This window comes from Pseudomonas sp. TUM25319 (assembly GCF_056388475.1).
This window is the reverse complement of sequence record NZ_CM150751.1, coordinates 3,625,448-3,643,076: the sequence shown is the minus strand read 5'-3', so window position 1 is coordinate 3,643,076 and position 17,629 is coordinate 3,625,448. Positions and strand designations below refer to the sequence as shown.

Annotated in this window: 18 protein-coding genes and 1 pseudogene; 11 read left to right on the top strand and 8 right to left on the bottom strand. The window is 61.2% G+C overall.

Features of this window, described 5'->3' with window-relative positions; all coding sequences use genetic code 11:
* Window positions 1-134 precede the first annotated feature (134 nt).
* Window positions 135-692 (bottom strand): cupredoxin domain-containing protein, encoded by a 558-nt coding sequence (locus AC05QJ_RS17015; protein WP_043242880.1) that lies wholly within the window; start codon window positions 690-692, stop codon window positions 135-137.
* Between the two features lie 166 nt (window positions 693-858).
* Complete coding sequence (locus AC05QJ_RS17010) at window positions 859-1,218, bottom strand: co-regulatory protein PtrA N-terminal domain-containing protein (protein ID WP_004374686.1); 360 nt, start codon at window positions 1,216-1,218, stop codon at window positions 859-861.
* A gap of 206 nt (window positions 1,219-1,424) precedes the next feature.
* Here AC05QJ_RS17010 and AC05QJ_RS17005 point away from each other — a divergent pair, with 206 nt between their 5' ends.
* A complete protein-coding gene (locus AC05QJ_RS17005) occupies window positions 1,425-2,102 on the top strand; it encodes a heavy metal response regulator transcription factor (protein ID WP_004374688.1) in 678 nt (225 codons plus the stop codon).
* 2 nt (window positions 2,103-2,104) lie between these two features.
* On the top strand, window positions 2,105-3,481 hold the full coding sequence (locus AC05QJ_RS17000) for a heavy metal sensor histidine kinase (RefSeq protein ID WP_004374690.1): 1,377 nt from the start codon (window positions 2,105-2,107) through the stop codon (window positions 3,479-3,481).
* 36 nt (window positions 3,482-3,517) lie between these two features.
* On the opposite strand, the gene AC05QJ_RS16995 is transcribed toward AC05QJ_RS17000, so the two are convergent.
* Complete coding sequence (locus AC05QJ_RS16995; protein WP_004374692.1) at window positions 3,518-4,132, bottom strand: DUF6088 family protein; 615 nt, start codon at window positions 4,130-4,132, stop codon at window positions 3,518-3,520.
* Between the two features lie 315 nt (window positions 4,133-4,447).
* Between AC05QJ_RS16995 and AC05QJ_RS16990 the strand changes: the two genes are divergently transcribed.
* Window positions 4,448-4,735 (top strand): hypothetical protein, encoded by a 288-nt coding sequence (locus AC05QJ_RS16990; RefSeq protein WP_016487034.1) that lies wholly within the window; start codon window positions 4,448-4,450, stop codon window positions 4,733-4,735.
* 28 nt (window positions 4,736-4,763) lie between these two features.
* On the opposite strand, the gene AC05QJ_RS16985 is transcribed toward AC05QJ_RS16990, so the two are convergent.
* On the bottom strand, window positions 4,764-5,723 hold the full coding sequence (locus AC05QJ_RS16985) for a site-specific integrase (RefSeq protein WP_476742480.1): 960 nt from the start codon (window positions 5,721-5,723) through the stop codon (window positions 4,764-4,766).
* A 182-nt stretch (window positions 5,724-5,905) separates the two neighbouring features.
* On the opposite strand from AC05QJ_RS16985, the gene AC05QJ_RS16980 reads away from it, so the two are divergent.
* The 6 genes and pseudogenes from AC05QJ_RS16980 to AC05QJ_RS16955 all read left to right on the top strand — a co-directional run bounded on the left by AC05QJ_RS16980 (window position 5,906) and on the right by AC05QJ_RS16955 (window position 11,772).
* The gene (locus AC05QJ_RS16980) at window positions 5,906-6,904 is read left to right on the top strand and encodes a DNA-binding protein (RefSeq protein ID WP_004374698.1); all 999 of its coding nucleotides are present in this window, start codon (window positions 5,906-5,908) and stop codon (window positions 6,902-6,904) included.
* Between the two features lie 38 nt (window positions 6,905-6,942).
* On the top strand, window positions 6,943-7,587 hold the full coding sequence (locus AC05QJ_RS16975; RefSeq protein ID WP_003117289.1) for a DUF6036 family nucleotidyltransferase: 645 nt from the start codon (window positions 6,943-6,945) through the stop codon (window positions 7,585-7,587).
* Window positions 7,568-8,047 carry a hypothetical protein gene (locus AC05QJ_RS16970; protein ID WP_330074754.1) on the top strand — a complete coding sequence of 160 codons (480 nt, stop codon included), beginning with the start codon at window positions 7,568-7,570 and terminating at the stop codon, window positions 8,045-8,047. The genes AC05QJ_RS16975 and AC05QJ_RS16970 overlap by 20 nt, the downstream gene beginning before the upstream one ends.
* A gap of 523 nt (window positions 8,048-8,570) precedes the next feature.
* Window positions 8,571-9,035, top strand: a pseudogene (locus tag AC05QJ_RS16965) (IS3 family transposase); the annotation flags it as partial.
* Window positions 9,036-9,421: 386 nt separating this feature from the next.
* The gene (locus AC05QJ_RS16960) at window positions 9,422-10,588 is read left to right on the top strand and encodes an acyl-CoA dehydrogenase family protein (protein ID WP_476742479.1); all 1,167 of its coding nucleotides are present in this window, start codon (window positions 9,422-9,424) and stop codon (window positions 10,586-10,588) included.
* A complete protein-coding gene (locus tag AC05QJ_RS16955; RefSeq protein WP_476742478.1) occupies window positions 10,585-11,772 on the top strand; it encodes an acyl-CoA dehydrogenase family protein in 1,188 nt (395 codons plus the stop codon). The genes AC05QJ_RS16960 and AC05QJ_RS16955 overlap by 4 nt, the downstream gene beginning before the upstream one ends.
* Window positions 11,773-12,125: 353 nt before the next feature.
* On the opposite strand, the gene AC05QJ_RS16950 is transcribed toward AC05QJ_RS16955, so the two are convergent.
* The 3 genes from AC05QJ_RS16950 to AC05QJ_RS16940 are packed head-to-tail and all read right to left on the bottom strand — an operon-like array spanning window position 12,126 to window position 14,275.
* Window positions 12,126-12,755, bottom strand: coding sequence for a nuclear transport factor 2 family protein (locus AC05QJ_RS16950; RefSeq protein WP_476742477.1), 630 nt, complete (start codon window positions 12,753-12,755; stop codon window positions 12,126-12,128).
* A 2-nt stretch (window positions 12,756-12,757) separates the two neighbouring features.
* Entirely contained in the window at window positions 12,758-13,531 is a 774-nt protein-coding gene (locus AC05QJ_RS16945) for an SDR family NAD(P)-dependent oxidoreductase (RefSeq protein ID WP_476742476.1), read from the bottom strand.
* A gap of 9 nt (window positions 13,532-13,540) precedes the next feature.
* Window positions 13,541-14,275: an SDR family NAD(P)-dependent oxidoreductase gene (locus tag AC05QJ_RS16940; protein ID WP_476742475.1), complete on the bottom strand. Its 735-nt coding sequence runs from the start codon at window positions 14,273-14,275 to the stop codon at window positions 13,541-13,543.
* 256 nt (window positions 14,276-14,531) lie between these two features.
* On the opposite strand from AC05QJ_RS16940, the gene AC05QJ_RS16935 reads away from it, so the two are divergent.
* Window positions 14,532-15,365, top strand: a complete 834-nt coding sequence (locus tag AC05QJ_RS16935; RefSeq protein ID WP_476742474.1) for an alpha/beta fold hydrolase — start codon at window positions 14,532-14,534, stop codon at window positions 15,363-15,365.
* Window positions 15,366-15,465: 100 nt separating this feature from the next.
* Window positions 15,466-16,356, top strand: a complete 891-nt coding sequence (locus tag AC05QJ_RS16930) for a glycoside hydrolase family 19 protein (protein WP_476742473.1) — start codon at window positions 15,466-15,468, stop codon at window positions 16,354-16,356.
* Between the two features lie 27 nt (window positions 16,357-16,383).
* Here AC05QJ_RS16930 and AC05QJ_RS16925 read toward each other — a convergent pair whose 3' ends face one another.
* Window positions 16,384-17,613, bottom strand: a complete 1,230-nt coding sequence (locus tag AC05QJ_RS16925) for an NADH:flavin oxidoreductase (RefSeq protein WP_476742472.1) — start codon at window positions 17,611-17,613, stop codon at window positions 16,384-16,386.
* Between the last annotated feature and the right edge of the window lie 16 nt (window positions 17,614-17,629).

Sequence of the window (17,629 nt, the reverse complement as noted above, 5' to 3'; positions counted from 1 at the left end):
GGTGTTGAGGAGGGATGAGTCCCGATGCTAATGAGGTGCAGCTGGCGGTACGCTGACGTGAAAACTACATCGCAGTAAGGTTCGTCAGATCGGTGCTACCCAGCTCGCGGCCAACGGGTAGCACCGATGCCGGACTAACGCAGAGCAAACTCACCGACCATCCCCGCCTGGTAATGCCCAGGCAATGTACAGGCGAAGCTCAAACTGCCCGCCTTAGGGAAGGTCCACACGAACTCTTTGGTTGTGCCGGGCTCGACGAGAACCGCGTTCGGGTCGTCATGCTTGGCTTTGATGACTTCCGGATAGCCTGGAGGGTTGGAGTCTCCCGTGCCATAACGCTCATGCCAGACAATGCGCTCGGCCATGCCGGTCGGGGTCAGTGTGCCGTCCTTGAACAAGGACGCCATCTTGCGCTGGTGCTCCAGCTGGGACGCTGCCTGCCCGATGTTGAACTCGTGCATCAACGCGCCCTCGTTCTTCAGAACGAAGCGCACGGTTTCACCTGGCTTCACATCGATCGTTTTCTGGCTGTAGTTGATGTCGTCCATCTTTACCAAGATGGTACGAGTCGCTGGCGTCGCCTGGGCCTGCTGCCCAATGCCATTGCTACTGCCGCCGACCTCGGCAAATGCCGGAAAGGTGGTGCTGATGAACAGAGTGCTGATCAGCAGTTTAAGGGGTAAGCGTTTCATGGTGAGACCTCGAGATGGGTGCTGGAAATCTCATGCTATTCCCCGCTTGCTGCCAGGCCGCTGACCCCAAAACTACAATTGCGTCAGCTGGGAAAAAGCACGGCGCCATAAAGGCGCCGCTAGGCCAAAGGAGCAATCACGGAAGGCCTGGAAGATGGGAAAATCCTTATCGATGGCACTCTTTGTCGGCCATCATTAGCTTGTGCTCGCGGATCATTTGAGCCAGCACGTCGTCTACCAGCTTGTCATGCTTTTCCATCCAGGCCAGATGCTCTTCGGCAGACATGTTTGGCGCGGGATGTTCGTTGTGCAGCTGGCTCATGATGTCTTCGAGCATGTTCATATGCTCCTTCATGTGCACATGCCGCTCGCCGACCGGGGCCTTCTCCGCCTGGATCAGCACGGCTTCTGCTTTGTCGCGCATCTGCTGGATGCGCTCGACTACACGGTCGCTGCCCCCTTCGGCCCAAGCCATGGAAGACAGCAGTAGCGAACCAACCAGAAGCAAAGGTTTCAGCGATTTCATGGGCAGTCTCCATCAGTGCAAACTATGGCCGGCACCTCTGCTTTTGGTCTGTCGAGGGCCGAGAGCACAACCTAGTACTCATGCTTGCACCCTAGACAAGCCACCCTGTCAGTGAGCTGAAGTCAGAATTACATTTTCGTAAGCTTCTGGTTGGGGCCGCGGTTTGCCTGCAAACTCAGGCCACCCGACTTTTGGAGTCTGCACACATGAAACTACTGGTAGCTGAAGACGAACCCAAAACCGGTACGTACCTCCAGCAAGGTCTCACCGAGGCTGGGTTCAATGTCGACCGGGTTATGACCGGTACAGATGCCCTTCAGCATGCACTTAGCGAAGCCTATGACCTGCTAATTCTGGATGTAATGATGCCTGGGCTGGACGGTTGGGAAGTGCTGCGCATGTTGCGCGCAGCAGGAAAAGACGTCCCCGTACTGTTCTTGACGGCACGCGATGGTGTGGAAGACCGCGTTAAAGGGTTGGAGCTGGGTGCGGACGACTACCTGATCAAGCCATTTGCTTTCTCAGAGCTTCTGGCCAGGGTCAGAACGCTGTTGCGCAGAGGTAATGGTTCGCCGACGCAGACCACCATGAAAATTGCCGATCTGGAAGTCGATCTGATGAAGCGGCGTGCGATCCGTGGCGGGAAAAGAATTGACCTGACCGCGAAGGAGTTTTCACTGCTGGAACTGCTACTGCGCCGGCGCGGCGAGGTGCTCCCGAAGTCGCTGATTGCCTCTCAGGTTTGGGACATGAATTTCGACAGCGACACCAATGTCATTGAGGTTGCGGTACGCCGGCTACGCGCAAAAATCGATGACGATTTCGATCTCAAGCTGATTCATACCGCCCGCGGCATGGGATACATGATGGATGCTCCGGAGTGAATATGAAGCACCTTTCGCTGACCGCACGCATGAGCCTGATGTTCATGTCCGCGGTAATTGCAGTCCTGACGGTAGCAGGGCTGAGTTTCAATATGCTCAGCCAGCACCACTTCAAGATGCTGGATCGGCAGGCCCTGGTGGAGAAACTCGAATCCGCCAAACATATCCTCAACAATGCTCGCGGTGAAGCGAGCCTTTCGGAAGAATTACCGCAGTTGCGAGCTTTGCTGGGAGCCCATCAGGATCTGGCCGCCACTATCCTGGCCAGTGACGGTTCTGTACTGTTTTCCGACCCCAGAGCAGTCGAAGTACCTGAGCGTTTCAGACGTGCAAATGAGCAGAGCATGTGGGAGTGGCAGAACGGCCAACACATGTACCGTGGCATGACGGAGCAAATCTCGGTAGCCGATCAGGCTGAGCCGCTCACTGCGTTGCTGATTCTTGACGTCACCAATCACACACACTTTTTCGACACGCTGCAACGATGGTTTTGGATTGGATTGGTCATCAGCGCCCTGTTCAGTGCCGCACTCGGCTGGGTGGTTGCTCGCAGCGGCCTTAGGCCTCTGCGGCAAGTCACTCATGTGGCCTCCGGGATGTCCGCTCGCTCGTTACAGGAGCGAATCCCTCTCGAACCAGTGCCGCGGGAACTTCAGCAACTGGTTCTCTCCTTCAATGCGATGTTGGCTCGGCTAGAGGATGCCTTCGTTAGGCTCTCCAATTTTTCGGCCGACATTGCCCACGAGCTACGCACGCCCGTTAGCAACCTGATGACCCACACCGAGGTGGTGCTGAGCAAGAAACGCGATATCAATGCCTATGAAGAGAATCTCTACTCCAACCTGGAGGACTTGAAGCGCATGTCTCGGATGATTGATGACATGCTTTTCTTGGCCAAGGCTGATAATGGCCTGATCATCCCCGAGCAGGCCAGGATCGAACTGGCTGACGTAGTCTTCAAGCTGTTTGACTACTACCACCTTCTGGCCGAAGAACATGGCATTGAACTATCGCTCACAGGCACAGGCCAAGTGCTGGGAGATCGGCTGATGCTTGATCGTGCACTTTCCAACTTGCTGTCCAATGCACTGCGCTACACGCCGGTGGGACATACAATTTCGGTTTTGATCCGCGAGACAGCGGACTCCACAACCTTCAGCATCGAGAACCCAGGGGACACAATTAGCTCAGAGCATTTAGAGAAGCTCTTCGACCGCTTTTACCGGGTCGACCCCGCTCGGCGGGAGGGAAGCCCGAGCAACGCCGGGCTCGGACTTGCCATCACCCGATCCATCATTGAGGCTCACAAAGGCCGCATCTGGTGCACCTCAGCCGCCGGCCTCACGGGCTTTCACATCGAATTGCCCCATTCCAGATGATGCCGATCTGGCGGTAAGTAGGCTACAGCTAAACCGCTAGCCCAACTTGACAGGGTGGGTGCAACTCGACTGAGCGCAGATTGCATTCGCCATCCAGATAGGTAACGAGCGGTGAGCTGACACCAGATCACCCCATTCGCTCTCGGGTAGTAGTTTATGAAGTTTGAAAACGGCATACCCCACGCTTGCCTCGCCAATCCAATCCAATGCTCGAATGGCTTCCCCCGCTCCAGTAGCGCCTAGAGCCATCAACCATCGAGGCGCATACCGAATCGACACGGTGGTCTTGCCTACCTGAAGCTCCCTAGAGCGTCCGTCGGTTAGAAAGACATAGCGAACTGGAACCTGTGTGCTCAGCCCTAATTTATTCGCGGCACGAGCCCCGTGGTCGACCAGCACTTCACCCAGCGCATTAGCCAGCGAGTGGACAACCTTCTCCGGTGCCGGCGGGCGCACGCCGAACCGAGTTTCGACTGCGGCAACATAAATGCCCCGAGCAACGCGAAACAGCTTTCCACCTTCGACCAGGCGAGAGAGTCCTCGCTGCACAGCATGGCGAGAACCATGATGCAGGAATCTGCTAGGTGTCAGAACCTCACCTTCTGGAAGCTGTTGAATGATGTCCAGGATTTTCTCGGGAAGAGCCTTCATTGTCCTGTCAAACCTCGTGAGTGGCCCTGCCAAGAACCACCAGAGGTGGCGACCATCTCATGCGGGACACATCATCGAACAATAGACCTGGTGCTTGGCTCCGTCCTGTGAGTACAGGCAATCTCTGTGCGAGTAGGTCTGGCCTGATGCCGTTTGGAAGTCGTAGCCCAAGACTCGTTCGTCCCGGTCATAGACCCTTATCAGCTCGGTCAGCTTCTCCATCGTCCAGTCATTGGATCCATTCAGCCTCGCAGGCAGTACAACCTGGACTGCCTCGACCAGCGTTCCCTCAGCGCGTCTTTGTAGCATGAACACTTGACCATTTCACTCAACGCGGGCGAATGGGAAGAGAAAAAACTAACGCCTTACCAGGTGGTCGTCCTTTGGAGCGAGTGGTCAGCAGCTGCCCGCGGGCGACTGAAAAATGAGCTGGAAATAGCCCGGCAAGAGAACATAAAAGCCAAAAAAGACAAGCAGGCATCCCGCAGTTACCTCTTCTTTGTGGGTGCCCAGGATGCCAAGAACCCTGCAATTTTCCATGTGCTGGATCATCGACTCATTTGCACCGCACATGACGAGCTGGTGTTCCCAGTGCGCAGCTAGGTGCAGATCGGGGCCGCGGAAGGCGGTCTTATGGCAGTCCCTCGGGCCAGTTTGAGATGTGTTGTAGCGCACTCAGTTGCCCAGGGAACACTCCTGTGCTCTCGACATAGCGCAATGCGGATTGCCCATCGCTCCAGCCTACGTACTGCATCAGCGCTTTGATATCCCAGCCGCTGCGGGTGGCCCAGGTGGCAAACCCGCGGCGCAGCGAGTGGCTACTGTACAGCTCCGAAGGCAGCCCTGCTGCCTGCAGTACGGCGCGCATGAGTGGGACAACGCTATTTGGGTGCAAGCCCTGCTCACCTAAGTGCCCCCAGCGATCAATTCCACGGAATACCGGCCCGCGTGCGATACCCGCAAGACTGATCCAGTCGACGTAGGCTTGTACTGGGCACAGCCTGGCCAGCGCCGGCGCGTTGAAGGTCTGGCCTTGGTTGTCCCGATCACCTTTGCTCCAGGGCAGGAACAGTTGCATGCCCTTCCCGGTCCGCACCTGGATGTGCTCGACCTGTAGGCGACATAGCTCATCACTGCGAAAGGCCCGCCAGAAGCCGATCAGTATCAGAGCGCGATCGCGGCAACAGCGCAGTAGCCGTGGCAAGTCGTCTTCCGCGCGGGCCTGCTCCAAAGCTTGTTCCAGCCACAACACGCACTGTTCGAGCTGGCGCAGCTGCAAAGGTTCGGCCTGCTTCTCTTGGCGTGGGTGCAAAGTACGAATGCCCTTGAGGATCTGGCGGACCAGCGGAGTCTTGGTCGGATCCGGGAAGCCTTGGCTGACATGCCACTGCGCCAACGCCGCGAGGCGCAACTTCAAGGTATTGCTGGACAGGGTGGCGGCGTGATCGACCAGATAGCGCACGACTGTATCGCTAGTCGCCGGCAGAAAGCCACCCCACGTCACCTCGAAGTGCTCAAGCGCCTGCTGATAGCTCCGCCGGGTGTAGGCACGAGTGCCGGCCTGCAGGTACCGCTCGATCTCCTGGCTCATCTGAGCGCATCCCCTTGGTGTACCGGTGAGCGACTGCCAAACGACAAAAACACCGCATCACCTTGGATAATTCATGATTACCCAATTCTAGATTATTGGTAGAAAATAAGGGAAATTCTTGATAAAGTGCTATGTATCTACATGGTATGTACCACAGAACGAAATCGTTAGGAGGCTCCGTCATGGCCCGTGGTGGAATCAACAAAGCTGTCGTGCAGAAAGCCAGGCATGCCCTCCTCGCCCGCGGCGCCCACCCCAGTATTGATGCGGTGCGCATCGAGCTGGGCAACACCGGTTCAAAGACCACCATTCACCGCTACCTGAAAGAGCTCGAAGACGCCGAGCGCGGCCGGGATGCGGCTTCGATCCCGCTCAGCGAACAGCTGGCCAATCTGGTCAGCCAACTGGCAGATCAGCTAGAGGAGGAGGCGCAGGCCGCGGTGGCCCTGGAGCGCGAACAACTGGCCCGCGAACGGCTCGATTACCAGCATCGGTTTCGACAGGCCGAAAGCCGCATCCAACAACTGGAAGGCCAGACCGCGCTCGACGCGGAACGGCTTCAGACCACTCATCACGAGTTGCAGCAGGCACGCGAGCAACGGCAACAGGCCGAGATCGAGAACGCCCGCCTACAGCAGGCTAATCGTGACCTCGAGGAGCGGCACAAGGATCGCGACGCACAGATCCACTCGCTGGAGGAAAAACACCGACATGCGCGCGACACCCTGGAGCACTACCGACAGGCCAGCAAGGAACAGCGTGAGCAGGAACAACGCCGACACGAGTCGCAGGTACAACAACTGCAACTAGAACTGCGGCAACTGCAGCAGACCTTGATAATCAAGCAGGACGAGCTGACGCAACTGAACCGCGACAATGCACGCTTGCTCACCGAGGCGCGGCAGTTGCAAAAAGAGCGACATGCACAGCAACAGCTAGTGGCGCAGAAAACTCAGGCCCTGGAGGCTCTGCAGAGCACGCTGGCCGGCTCCGAACGCACGAATGAAGCCCTTGATCAGCGTTGTCGCACATTGCAGGAGGAGGTGTCCCGGCTGAGCGAAGCCTCCGCGCTTCAGGCGCAGCAGACGCAGGGCCTGCAGAAGCGCTTGGTCGAAGCCACTACACAGCTGAAGCTACTCGGGGCACCGCTTGCGAACAGCGATGGCGCATGTAGCACATGAACCGGCACACTGAGCCTATGCGCTGAGCGGAGGTGAAGATGACACTACTTGAGACTACCAATGAGGGGGCTGCGGAACCTGTCCGTTTGACTACGCCACTGGGCCAGGCCATTGGTAATCTGTTCGCCCGGGCCTTGCCGCTACTGGATGGCAATCCGCCAGGCTCGCTCAAAGTCTTCGTCTTCGGCGGCTGCGCGGTGCACCTGCTCACCCATGCGCGTGGTAGCGCGGACATCGATGCGGAGATCGAGGCGGCCCGCGTGCTGCGTAAGGACGAGATCATGGCCGTCTACACACCGCCAGAGGGTTATGAGGACGGCGACGGCCGCGACTTGCAGGTGTACCTGGACCAGAACTACACCAATGCCCTCGGGCCACTGCACGAGGACTACCGCGAGCGCGCCATCCCGATGGAGGGTTTCGAGGGTGAGCAGCCGCTGCATATCTTCGTTGCCGCCGGCGTGGATCTGGCCATCTCCAAGCTCGGCCGCTTTACGGAAAACGATCAATATGATATCGAACAGCTCATCGAATGTGGCCGTGTCGATGTCGGCCAGTTTGTTACACTGGCAACAGAGGCAATCGATTATGCCGTGGGCAACCGAAGCGCAATGCTAGGCTGCCTGAAACTGGTCATAGCGAAGTACCTGGAGGATGGGCGAGATGCCACGTCTGGATCGTAAACAAAGCTTTGGCACGCTCCTGGAGACTGTCACCCAGCAGCGTCTTAGCCAAGTTGCGTCCGATGCTCTTGTGGAGCTTGCCAAGCAGTTGTGGTACGAAGAGCGCGACCTCGTGCCAGTACTGCAGCGTGAAGTGGCAGGCAAGCTGCGCGAGCCTGAACAGAAGCTGCGTGCCCTCTATCTCGTCGACCTGCTGCGTCGCTTTCCCTGTGTATCAACGGACAAAGCCGCGCACCTAAAAGGCTTTGTCAGCAGTTGGTCGAACCTGAAACCAGCAGAACGCTCACCTCGTGCGACCCAGCTTGTCTCTCGCTACCAACTCGACAAGCTGGCCTATGAATGGGGGCTTGAAGAGGACGTCAGCAAGCAGATGCAGGATGTCCTGGCTTTCCAAACCCGCCATTACGCCGCCACCCAGGGCGTGAAGACGGGCTATTCAGAGCCAACGCCCGTAAGCTAGCAGCAGGGCACGGCAAAATGGACGCGGAATGGCCAACTCAACAAATGACGACCAACGACTCGCTGATCTAACACGCGAGGCATTAGCCGACGTGAGCGAGGGTTTGGTGATCGATCACGCATTGGTCGAGACCTGGGCTCAGAGCCTTGATACCGACACCCCGGTGCCTTTGCCAACTCCAGATCGGCCTACTTAATTCGCAGCAGGCCGAACTGATCCTCAGCGGTATCAGGCTGAAGCCATTGCGCTAAGCGCGCCTTCGCTTGAGCAGGACTTCCATTCTGTTCGTTTAAATACAGCAAGTTACAGAACGAATGCACTAATTTTTGCCTCATCTCGGCATACCCCTGATTCCCCCCTTACCTCGGCATAACTTCAATCAGGCGTTCAGAGCCGATTCTATAATTGACTATAAAATCCTATAAAGCCCATCCTGAGTAACTTAGCGACGCTAGAAAGATATTTAAATACAATCAGTTGCAGCGCGTATGTCCTAATTTTCCTTTATCTCGGCATGACCCCGGTGACAGATGTTACGGAGTTCAAGGTCGCTGGCGAGAAGCTCTACCTTTCGCCGATTCTGGACTTGTACAACGGGGAAATCGTCGCCTACCAGACTGACACGCGACCGCGCTATGCCCTGGTGGGAACAATGCTTGAGCGTGCACTGAAGAAACTCCCGACTGACAGCAAACCGATGTTGCACTCGGACCAAGGTTGGCACTACCGATACCCTGACTACCGCCAGCGCTTGAAGGATACGGGCCTGGAGCAAAGCATGTCGCGCAAGGGCAATTGCCTGGACAACGCCGCGATGGAGAGCTTTTTTGGCACGTTGAAAGCGGAGTATTTCTACCGGGAACACGTCAAGACAATCGACCAGCTCCGTGCTGGGATTGATGAGTACATTCGTTATTACAACCATGAACGTATCAAAATGAAGCTTGGCGGCCTGAGTCCTGTGGCTTACAGAAACCAGGCCGCGTAGCTTTACGCACCTAATGTCCAACTTTTGGGGCGCAGCTCAGTTGCAACGTGCCATGGCCTGTGAGCGTTGCGTTGCCCGCCTTTGGTGCCTGGCGATCCATCGTGGGGAAGCTGTCGGGCTGGACTCGATATCGTGTCGTACCAACAAAGTGGTCAACCTTGCCCTTACAGACATAGGCACGTTGCAACAAATGTGGGAGCCGGCCTTGCCGGCGATGCGCCGCGCGGGCGGCGCTCGATCTCGAAAACACATCAATACTCTCGCCCTGCACCTCGCTCCCGTTACCCGTTGTCCCGACTAACAGGGACTAGTCCATTCCAATGATTCGCCCCCCAGACCGCCACTCCTAGACTGCGGCATCTTTCCGTCCCGCAGAGACTCGCCCTATGGAGTTCGCCTTTACCGAAGAACAATTGATGATCCGCGACAGCGCCGAGCGTTTCCTGGCTCAGGCCAGCGATTCGGCGGCAGTGCGTGTGGCGATGGAGCGGACCGGGGGCTACGACCCGGCGCTGTGGCGACAGATCGGCCAGAAGCTCTACTGGCCGGCGTTGATGGTGCCCGAGCACTACGGCGGCATGGGCCTGGGCTTCGTCGAGCTGGCGCTGCTGCAGGAGCAATGCGGGCGCTTTCTGCTCGGCTCGCCGCTGTTCGCCACCGCCTGCCTCGCCACCCCGGCCTTGATGCTGGCCGACAACCCGCCGCTGCAGGACACCTGGCTGACCTCCATCGCCGCCGGGCAAACCCGCGCCACCCTGGCCTGGGGCAGCGGCATGGAGGCCTCGGCCATCGAGGTGACCGCGCTGCCCGAAGGCGGTGGTTACCGGCTTGACGGCCGCTACGCCCAGGTACTCGACGGCGCCGAGGCCGATCTGTTGATCGTCGCCGCCCGTGACCTTGGCAGTCAGGGCGAAGAGCGCATCAGCCTGTTCGCCCTGCCCGCCGACACGCCTGGTGTCCAGCGCACCGCCCTGCCCACCCTCGACCAGACCCGGCGTCTGGCTCGCATCGAACTGCAAGCCGTGCACGTCGATAGCACGGCGTTGCTGTGGACCGCTGGCGAAGCCTGGCCGCTATTGCGTGATGTGCTGGACATCGCCGCCATCGCCCTGGCCGCCGAACAGACTGGCGGCGCCCAGCAGGTGCTGGACCTGACCCTGGCCTATATCGGCGAACGCAAGCAGTTCAACCGCCCCATCGCCAGCTTCCAGGCCATCAAGCACCGCTGCGCCGACATGATGCTCAAAGTGGAGTGTGCCCGCTCAGCCTTCTGGTACGCGGCATGCGTTGCCGATGGGCGGCTGGCTGCATCTGCGGAAGCCGCGCCGGCCGCGGAACTGGCCACGGCAGCGGCCACCGCCAAGATCCACGCCAGCGAAAGCTTTTTCCACTGCGCTGCGGAGTCGATCCAGTTGCACGGCGGCGTCGGCTTCACCTGGGAATACGACCCGCACCTGTATTTCAAACGCGCCCGCGCCGGCGAGCAGTGGCTCGGTACACCGGCCTGGCACAGCGAGCGCCTGGCCTCGCTGCTTCTGGGAGAACCTGCATGAAAATCGGATTCAACAGCGCGGACGAGACGTTCCGCGACGAAATCGCCGGCTGGATGGCTGAACACTTGCGTGGCGAGTTCGAGGCGCTGCGTTTTCGCGGTGGGCCCGGCGACGAGCACAGCTTTCCCGACGTACGCAAAGCCTGGGAGCGGGAACTGGCCGCTGGCGGCTGGACCGGTGTCGGTTGGAGCCGGGAACACGGCGGACGCGGCCTGAGCATCAGCCAGCAGGTGATCTTCCATGAGGAGTACGCCCGCGCCGGCGGCCCGGGACGCATGGGGCATATCGGCGAAGGCCTGGTGGGCCCGACCCTCGCGGCCTTCGGCAATGCCGACCAGAAGCGCCGCCTGCTGCCGGGCATCCTCAGCGGTCGCGAGTTCTGGTGCCAGGGTTATTCCGAGCCTGGCGCAGGTTCAGACCTGGCCAACGTGCAGACCCGCGCTCGCCTCGATGACAGCGGTGAGTACTGGCTGATCAGCGGCCAGAAAGTCTGGACCTCGCTGGCCCATGAAGCCGACTGGTGCTTCGTGCTGGCCCGCACCGAAGCCGGCAGCAGCGGCCACCGGGGGTTGTCGTTCCTGCTGGTGCCGATGCACCAGGAACAGATCCGCGTGCAGCCGATCCGGCAACTGACCGGCACCAGCGAGTTCAACGAAGTGTTTTTCGACCAGGCGCGCACCTCGGTGGCGAACATGATCGGCGAGCCCGGTGACGGCTGGAAGATTGCCATGGCCCTGCTCGGTTTCGAGCGCGGGGTCTCTACCCTGGGCCAGCAGATGCTGTTCCAGAACGAACTGGACGAGGTAATTCGCATCGCCCGCTGCAACGGCGCTGGCCGCGACCCCTTGCTGCGCCAGCGTATCGCCCGCACCTGGGCCGGGCTCAGGGTGCTGCGCTACAACTCCTTGCGCATGCTCTCCGGCCCGCAGGACGGCCGCCTGGCCCGCGAGGCGATGATCTACAAGCTGGCCTGGTCCAGCTGGCATGTCGAACTGGGCAAGCTGGCGATGGATGTACTGGGGCCGGACGCGGAGATCCTGGAGGGCGCGCCCTATGAACTGAGCCGGCTGCAGTCACTGTTCCTGTTTACGCGTTCGGACACGATCTATGGCGGCAGCAACGAGATCCAGCGCAACGTGATCGCGGAGCGGGCGCTGGGGATGCCGCGGGAGGTACGTCAGTAACATCCGGTTGGGTGTTGGCCGGGATTCATCGCTGCGGTTCGCCGCCCCGGCCAGGCCAGCTCCCACAGCGGGTGCGTCAGGCTGATCGGGGACTCAGGGTTTACGACGGTTCGGCGCCCCGACAAGCTCGCTCATACAGTTCGTTGCCTGTCACTCATCTCGTGGGAGCGGCTTTAGCCGCGATTGGGCGCGCAGCGGCCATAAAGCCTGTATCCCGGGTGTATCAGGCTGACCAGGGACTCAGGCTCTACGACGGCTGCGCCGCCGTTCGCGACGGTTCGGCGCCCCGACAAGCTCCCCACAGGGTACGCGCCGCGTTGACACCAAGCGCCGTACCTGTGGGGCCGAACCGGTCAACGTACCCTGATCTTCGGATCCCCCGCCCCACGCCTCAGGGTTTGCAGGAAGCCTTCCAGCGGCGCCGGTTCGGCGATCTGCGGCAGTTCATCCTTGCCCGGCCGGTTGGCCCAGAACGCATCCCATGACGGGAACAGCTCATGGAAGGTGCCGGCATAGGGCTCACGCCCCGGCCAGCGCATTTTCAGGCCGCCGATCGGCGGCTTGTTGAGGTCGGTGGCGTACCAGTAGCACGGCAGGCGCCGGCGGAAACACCAACGGCCGTCGATGCGCTCGTAGTCATCCCAGTACAGCATCTGCATGATCACCCACTCGGGCCCGGTCTCATGCTCGTTCTTCGAATAGACCACGCCGGTGGCGTGGTCCGGGTCGCTGAACTCGATGATGTGCTGGCCCAGATGGTGCGAGGTGCCGTGGAACTGCTTGCGCATGGTTTCATCCAGCCACGCCTTGAGGTGGGCGCGCCCGCTCTTGTCACGCCCGACCCGCACGTCGGCAGCAAAGCAGTTGGCCATGGCGTCCATGTCGCGCATGTCCAGGGCCAGGGCGTACTTGCCGGCGAGCTGGCGAATGGCATCCAGCGACTCCAGGCGGTCGATGCGTTGCAGCAGCGAAGCGTCGTTCATGCTCACTCCAGCACCGTGTACAGGTCGGAACTGCGACCGCCGTCCACGCTGAGACTCGCGCCGGTCACGTAGGAGGCTTCATCGCTGGCGAGGAACAGGATGGCATTGGCCAGTTCTACAGGCAGGCCGACCCGTTTCATCGGGATGACTTTCTCGGTATTGGCCCTGGCCCTGGCGTCGCTGAGCATGCCGGCAGTAGCCGGGGTATCCACCACGCCAGGGATCACCACGTTGCAGCGTACCTTGTGCGGGGCGCCTTCGCTGGCGGCGGCACGGCTGAAGTTGATCACCGCGGCCTTGGCCGCCGAATAGCCAGCCATCCAGGCCGTGCCGAACAGGCCGCAGATCGAGGCGATGTTGACGATGGCGCCGCCACCGTTGTCACGCATCAGGCGCATGGCGGTGCGGGTGCCCCAGAACGTCCCATCCACGGTGGTGCTGAAGTTGGCGTGCCAGTCGGCGGTGGTCATGCTGTCAATCCCGCCCCAGGTGTAGGCCATGGCGTTGTTGACCAGGATGTCGAGGCGGCCGTGACGGCTGGCCGTAGCTTCCAGCGCAGCGACATAAGCCTGCTCGTCGCTGACATCGGCGACGGCGATCTCCGCCTGGCCACCGGCGACCTGAATACGCTCGCGCACCTCCTCCAGCGGCTCCGGCCGGCGGCCGCAGAGCACCACGGTGGCGCCCTCTTCGGCGAAACGCAGGGCGGTGGCTTCACCAATGCCAGACCCGGCACCGGTGACGAAGGCGATTTTTCCTTGCAGACGCTTGCTCATGAAAGTTCCTCAGATAAAGGCCATGCCGCCGTTGACGGCGATGTTCTGTCCGGTCATGAAACTGGCGTCCTTGCTGGCGAGGAACACCGCCACCCGGGCGATCTCGTCGGTCTCGCACATGCGCCCCAGCGGTACATTCTTCAGCAGCGCCTGCATGTGTTCGTCGGGGATGCCGGCCATCATCGGCGTGTTGGTCGGACCGGGCACCAGGGTGTTGACGCGGATGCCGCTGGGCGCCAGCTCACGGGCGATGGCACGGGTCAGCCCCATCACCGCAGCCTTGGACGCGCAGTAATGGCTGGGGCCTTCGCCGGTGAGCGCGGCGGTGCTGGAGAGGTTGATGATGGTGCCCGCGCGCTGGCCCTTGACCATCAGCCGGGCGCCTTCGCGGGCACACAGGAAGGTACCGCCGAGGTTGACGCCGATCACTCGGGCCCAGCTTTCGTCGGGGGTGTCGAGAAAACTGTCGAGAGCACCGACACCGGCATTGTTGACCACGATATCCAGGCCGCCGAAACGCGCCTCTACTTGCCCCATGGCATCGGCCACCGACGCGCTGTCGGCCACGTTGCAGGACAGCGCCACGACGCTGTCGCCCAGATCGGCCAGGCTGCTGGCCAGGGCCTGTTGGTCGAGGTCCACGGCCACCACCTTCGCCCCTTCGGCGACGAACCGGCGCACGATGGCCTGGCCCATGCCCTGTGCGGCGCCGGTGACGAAGGCCACCTTGTTCTGCAGTTTCATGACGTTCTCCTTGGATTGTTCGACGCGGCCCGCAGACGGCGGGCTTCCCCGGCATGATTGGGCCGGCGCGGGGCGTGAACATCGTCCAACAGGACTAGCGGGCCGCAAGCACCATGTGGTCTGAATGGACGATGCCGTGCCCCCGCGCAACGCCGAGCATCCAGTAGCGCATGCCAGGCCGGACGGGGCTTACCCCTTCGCTCATCCACCTCGTCCGGCCTGGCCTGCGCATCCATCAGCTGACCTGGAGAGCCTCATGAACCAACCCGTCGACCTGCCCCTGCCCGTCGGGCACTACCAGACCCTGCCCAACGGCCTGCGCCTGCACTACCTGGACCAAGGGGAAGGCCCTGTGGTGCTGTGGCTGCACGGCAGCGGCCCGGGCGCCAGCGGGCACAGCAACTTCAAGGGCAATGCCCCGGACTTCGTCGCCGCCGGCTACCGCAACATCCTCCTCGACCTGCCGGGTTTCGGCCGCTCCGACAAGCCGGATGACGTGCAGTACAACCTGGCGTTCTTCGTCGAGTGCGTGGGCAGCTTCCTGGAGCAGATCGGCGTCGAGCGCTGCACCCTGCTCGGCAACTCCCTGGGCGGCGCCATCGCCCTGGGGCTGGCGCTGCGTCACCCGCAACTGGCGGAAAAACTGATCCTGCTGGCGCCAGGCGGCGTCGAAGAGCGCGAGACCTACTTCCAGATGCCGGGCATCCTGCGCATGGTCAGCCTGTTCAATGCCGGCCCCATCGGCCTGGAAGAAATGCGCAGCATGATGAGCCTGCAGTTGTTCGACCCGTCGATCCTGCCGGAAGACCTGCTGCTCGAGCGCGTCGCCGTGGCCGTGCTGCAACCGAAGAACCTGTTCAGCACGATGATGGTGCCGAACATGGAAAGCCGCCTTGGCGAAATCCAGTGCCCGATCCTCGGCTTCTGGGGCAGTAACGACAACTTCAATCCGGTCAGCGGCGCCCAGCGCATCATCGACGGCGCGGTGAAAGCGCGGTTTATCGTGCTCAACCAGTGCGGGCACTGGGTGCAGGTAGAGCATCGGGAGCTGTTCAACCGCAGTTGCCTGGAGTTTTTGCGTTACGGTTGACCGTTTTTCAGGGCCGCCCGGCGGCCCTTCGATCAAGGCACTTGCCACCGCCCGGCCAATGCGGCACCGTCTGCGAATTCCCGCATGGAGGCGAAGTGCCATGAGCCGGTTCTTTCCGTTGTTTTCCAGCAAGGCCAAAGGCAAGGACGCGAAACCCCAAGGCCTGGCACCCCTGGCACCGCCCAAGCCAGCCACTGCGCCCGCACCGCCAGTCGCCGCAGAGCCCGTGTCTGCGCCTGTCGCCGCACCTACTCCCGGCTTCCAGTTCAGCCTCTGCCTGATGAAGCAACTGTTCCCCGGCGTACCGCCGGCTCGCCATTGCGATCTGGAGGCAATCGCCGACGAGCTCAATGCCCATCTCGACTTCTACAAACTGGATACGTCCCTGCGCCGGGCACACTTCTTTGCCCAGATCCGCCAGGAAACGGGTGAAAAGCTGGTGGTCGAAGAAAACTTCATCTACAAGGCCAGCGTGCTGACCCAGTATTTCAGCTATTTCAAATGCCATCCGGACAAGGCCTGCGAGCACGGTTACGAGAACAGGACGGGCTGGTTGAAAGCCAACGGCAAACCCATGGCGCGCAGCGATTTCGAGGCCATCGCCAATTTCGCCTATGGCGGGCGCAAGGACCTGGGCAACGGCGAGCACACCAGCGGCGACGGCTGGAACTTCCGCGGTCGCGGGCTCAAGCAATTGACCGGGCGCTACAACTACAGCCGCTTCCAGGCCTGGCACGACCAGCACAGTGCCCACTGGCCGCAGGACCGACCGGACTTCCTCGCCGACCCCGACCTGCTGCTGTCGATGAAATACGCCACCCGTTCAGCCGTCAGCTTCTGGTTGAACAACCACCTGTACAACATTGCCGATCAGGGCAGCGATGCGCAGGTGGTCAACCGGATCACGGCGGTGGTGAACAAGGCGACTGCCAGCTACCCGCAGCGGCGGGAGCATTTCGAGCGGTTCTGGAAGGCGAAGCTGCTGGGTTAGAAACTCAGGCGAGAACGCCAGGCGCTCTCACCCCGCCGCCGGCACCCGATTCAACGCCGCATCCCCCGGCTTGCCCAGCACACACGAAGTCCCGCCCGGCGTGTACATCATCGCTACGCAACGGTTGCACGCCGTGCACCGGTTGTTACGGCCCTCGCCGTTGGCCAGTTTGTTCACGTAGCCTGGCTCGGCGATCAGCGCCCGGCCCATGGCGACCATGTCGAAGCCTTCGCTCATCACCTGCTCGATGCTGCTCAGGCTTTTGGCGCCGCCCAGGTACGCCAGGGGCATCTTCACCGCAGCGCGAACCTTGCGGGCATGCTCCAGCAGGTACAGTTCGTGAAACTCCACCACCGGATCGGTCATGCGCTGGATCGCCATGGCCAGGGCAATCACCGGGTTTTTCTGCTGCACGCGGTTTTCCTTGGGGAAGGACGAGCCGAACATGGTGGTGATGGATTCGGCGTTCATCCCGGCGCTGAGCACCAGCAGGTGAGCGCCCTCTTCTTCCAGCATGCGGGCGATCCGCGCGCCGTCGTCGGCGCTGTTGCCGGCGCGGGTGCCCTCGGTGACGCTGTACTTGCAGATCACGGCCATCTCCTGGCCCACGGCATCGAGCACCGCCCGCAGTACCCGGCGCGGGAAGCGCAGGCGGTTTTCCAGGCTGCCGCCGTACTGGTCACGGCGCTTGTTGTAGAGCGGCGAGATGAACTGGCTGAGCAAATAACCGTGGCCCATGTGGATTTCCACCGCATCGAAGCCGGCCTCGCGGGCCAGGCGCGCGCCCTGGGCGAAGTCCTTGACCACTTGCTGCATGTCGCTCTCGTTCATGGCCTGCTTGAGGAACATGCCGCTCATCATGCCGATCTTGTTGAAGCCGCCACTGGACGACAACGGCCGCTGGGTGGAGCGCTCGCGGATGAAGGTGAAGCAGCCGCCATGGGTGATCTGCGCGCTGGCCATGCCGCCCCGGGCATGCACGGCATCGGTCAGGGCCTTGAAGTGCGGCAGGCTGGCGGGTTCGAGGATCAACTGGTTGGGCAAGGTGCGGCCATCGCGGCTCACCGCGCAGTAGGCCACGGTGGTCAGCGCCACGCCACCGCCGGCGAGATCGCCGTGCAACAGGGCCAGTTGCCTGGACGGCACGCCACCGGCGCTCATGCCTTCGTTGGTGGCGGCTTTGAGGAAGCGGTTTTTCAGGGTCAGCGGGCCGATGGTGACCGGGCTGAAGGGGGACGCGGCGGTTTGGCTATTCATGGCGGCTCTCACGGAA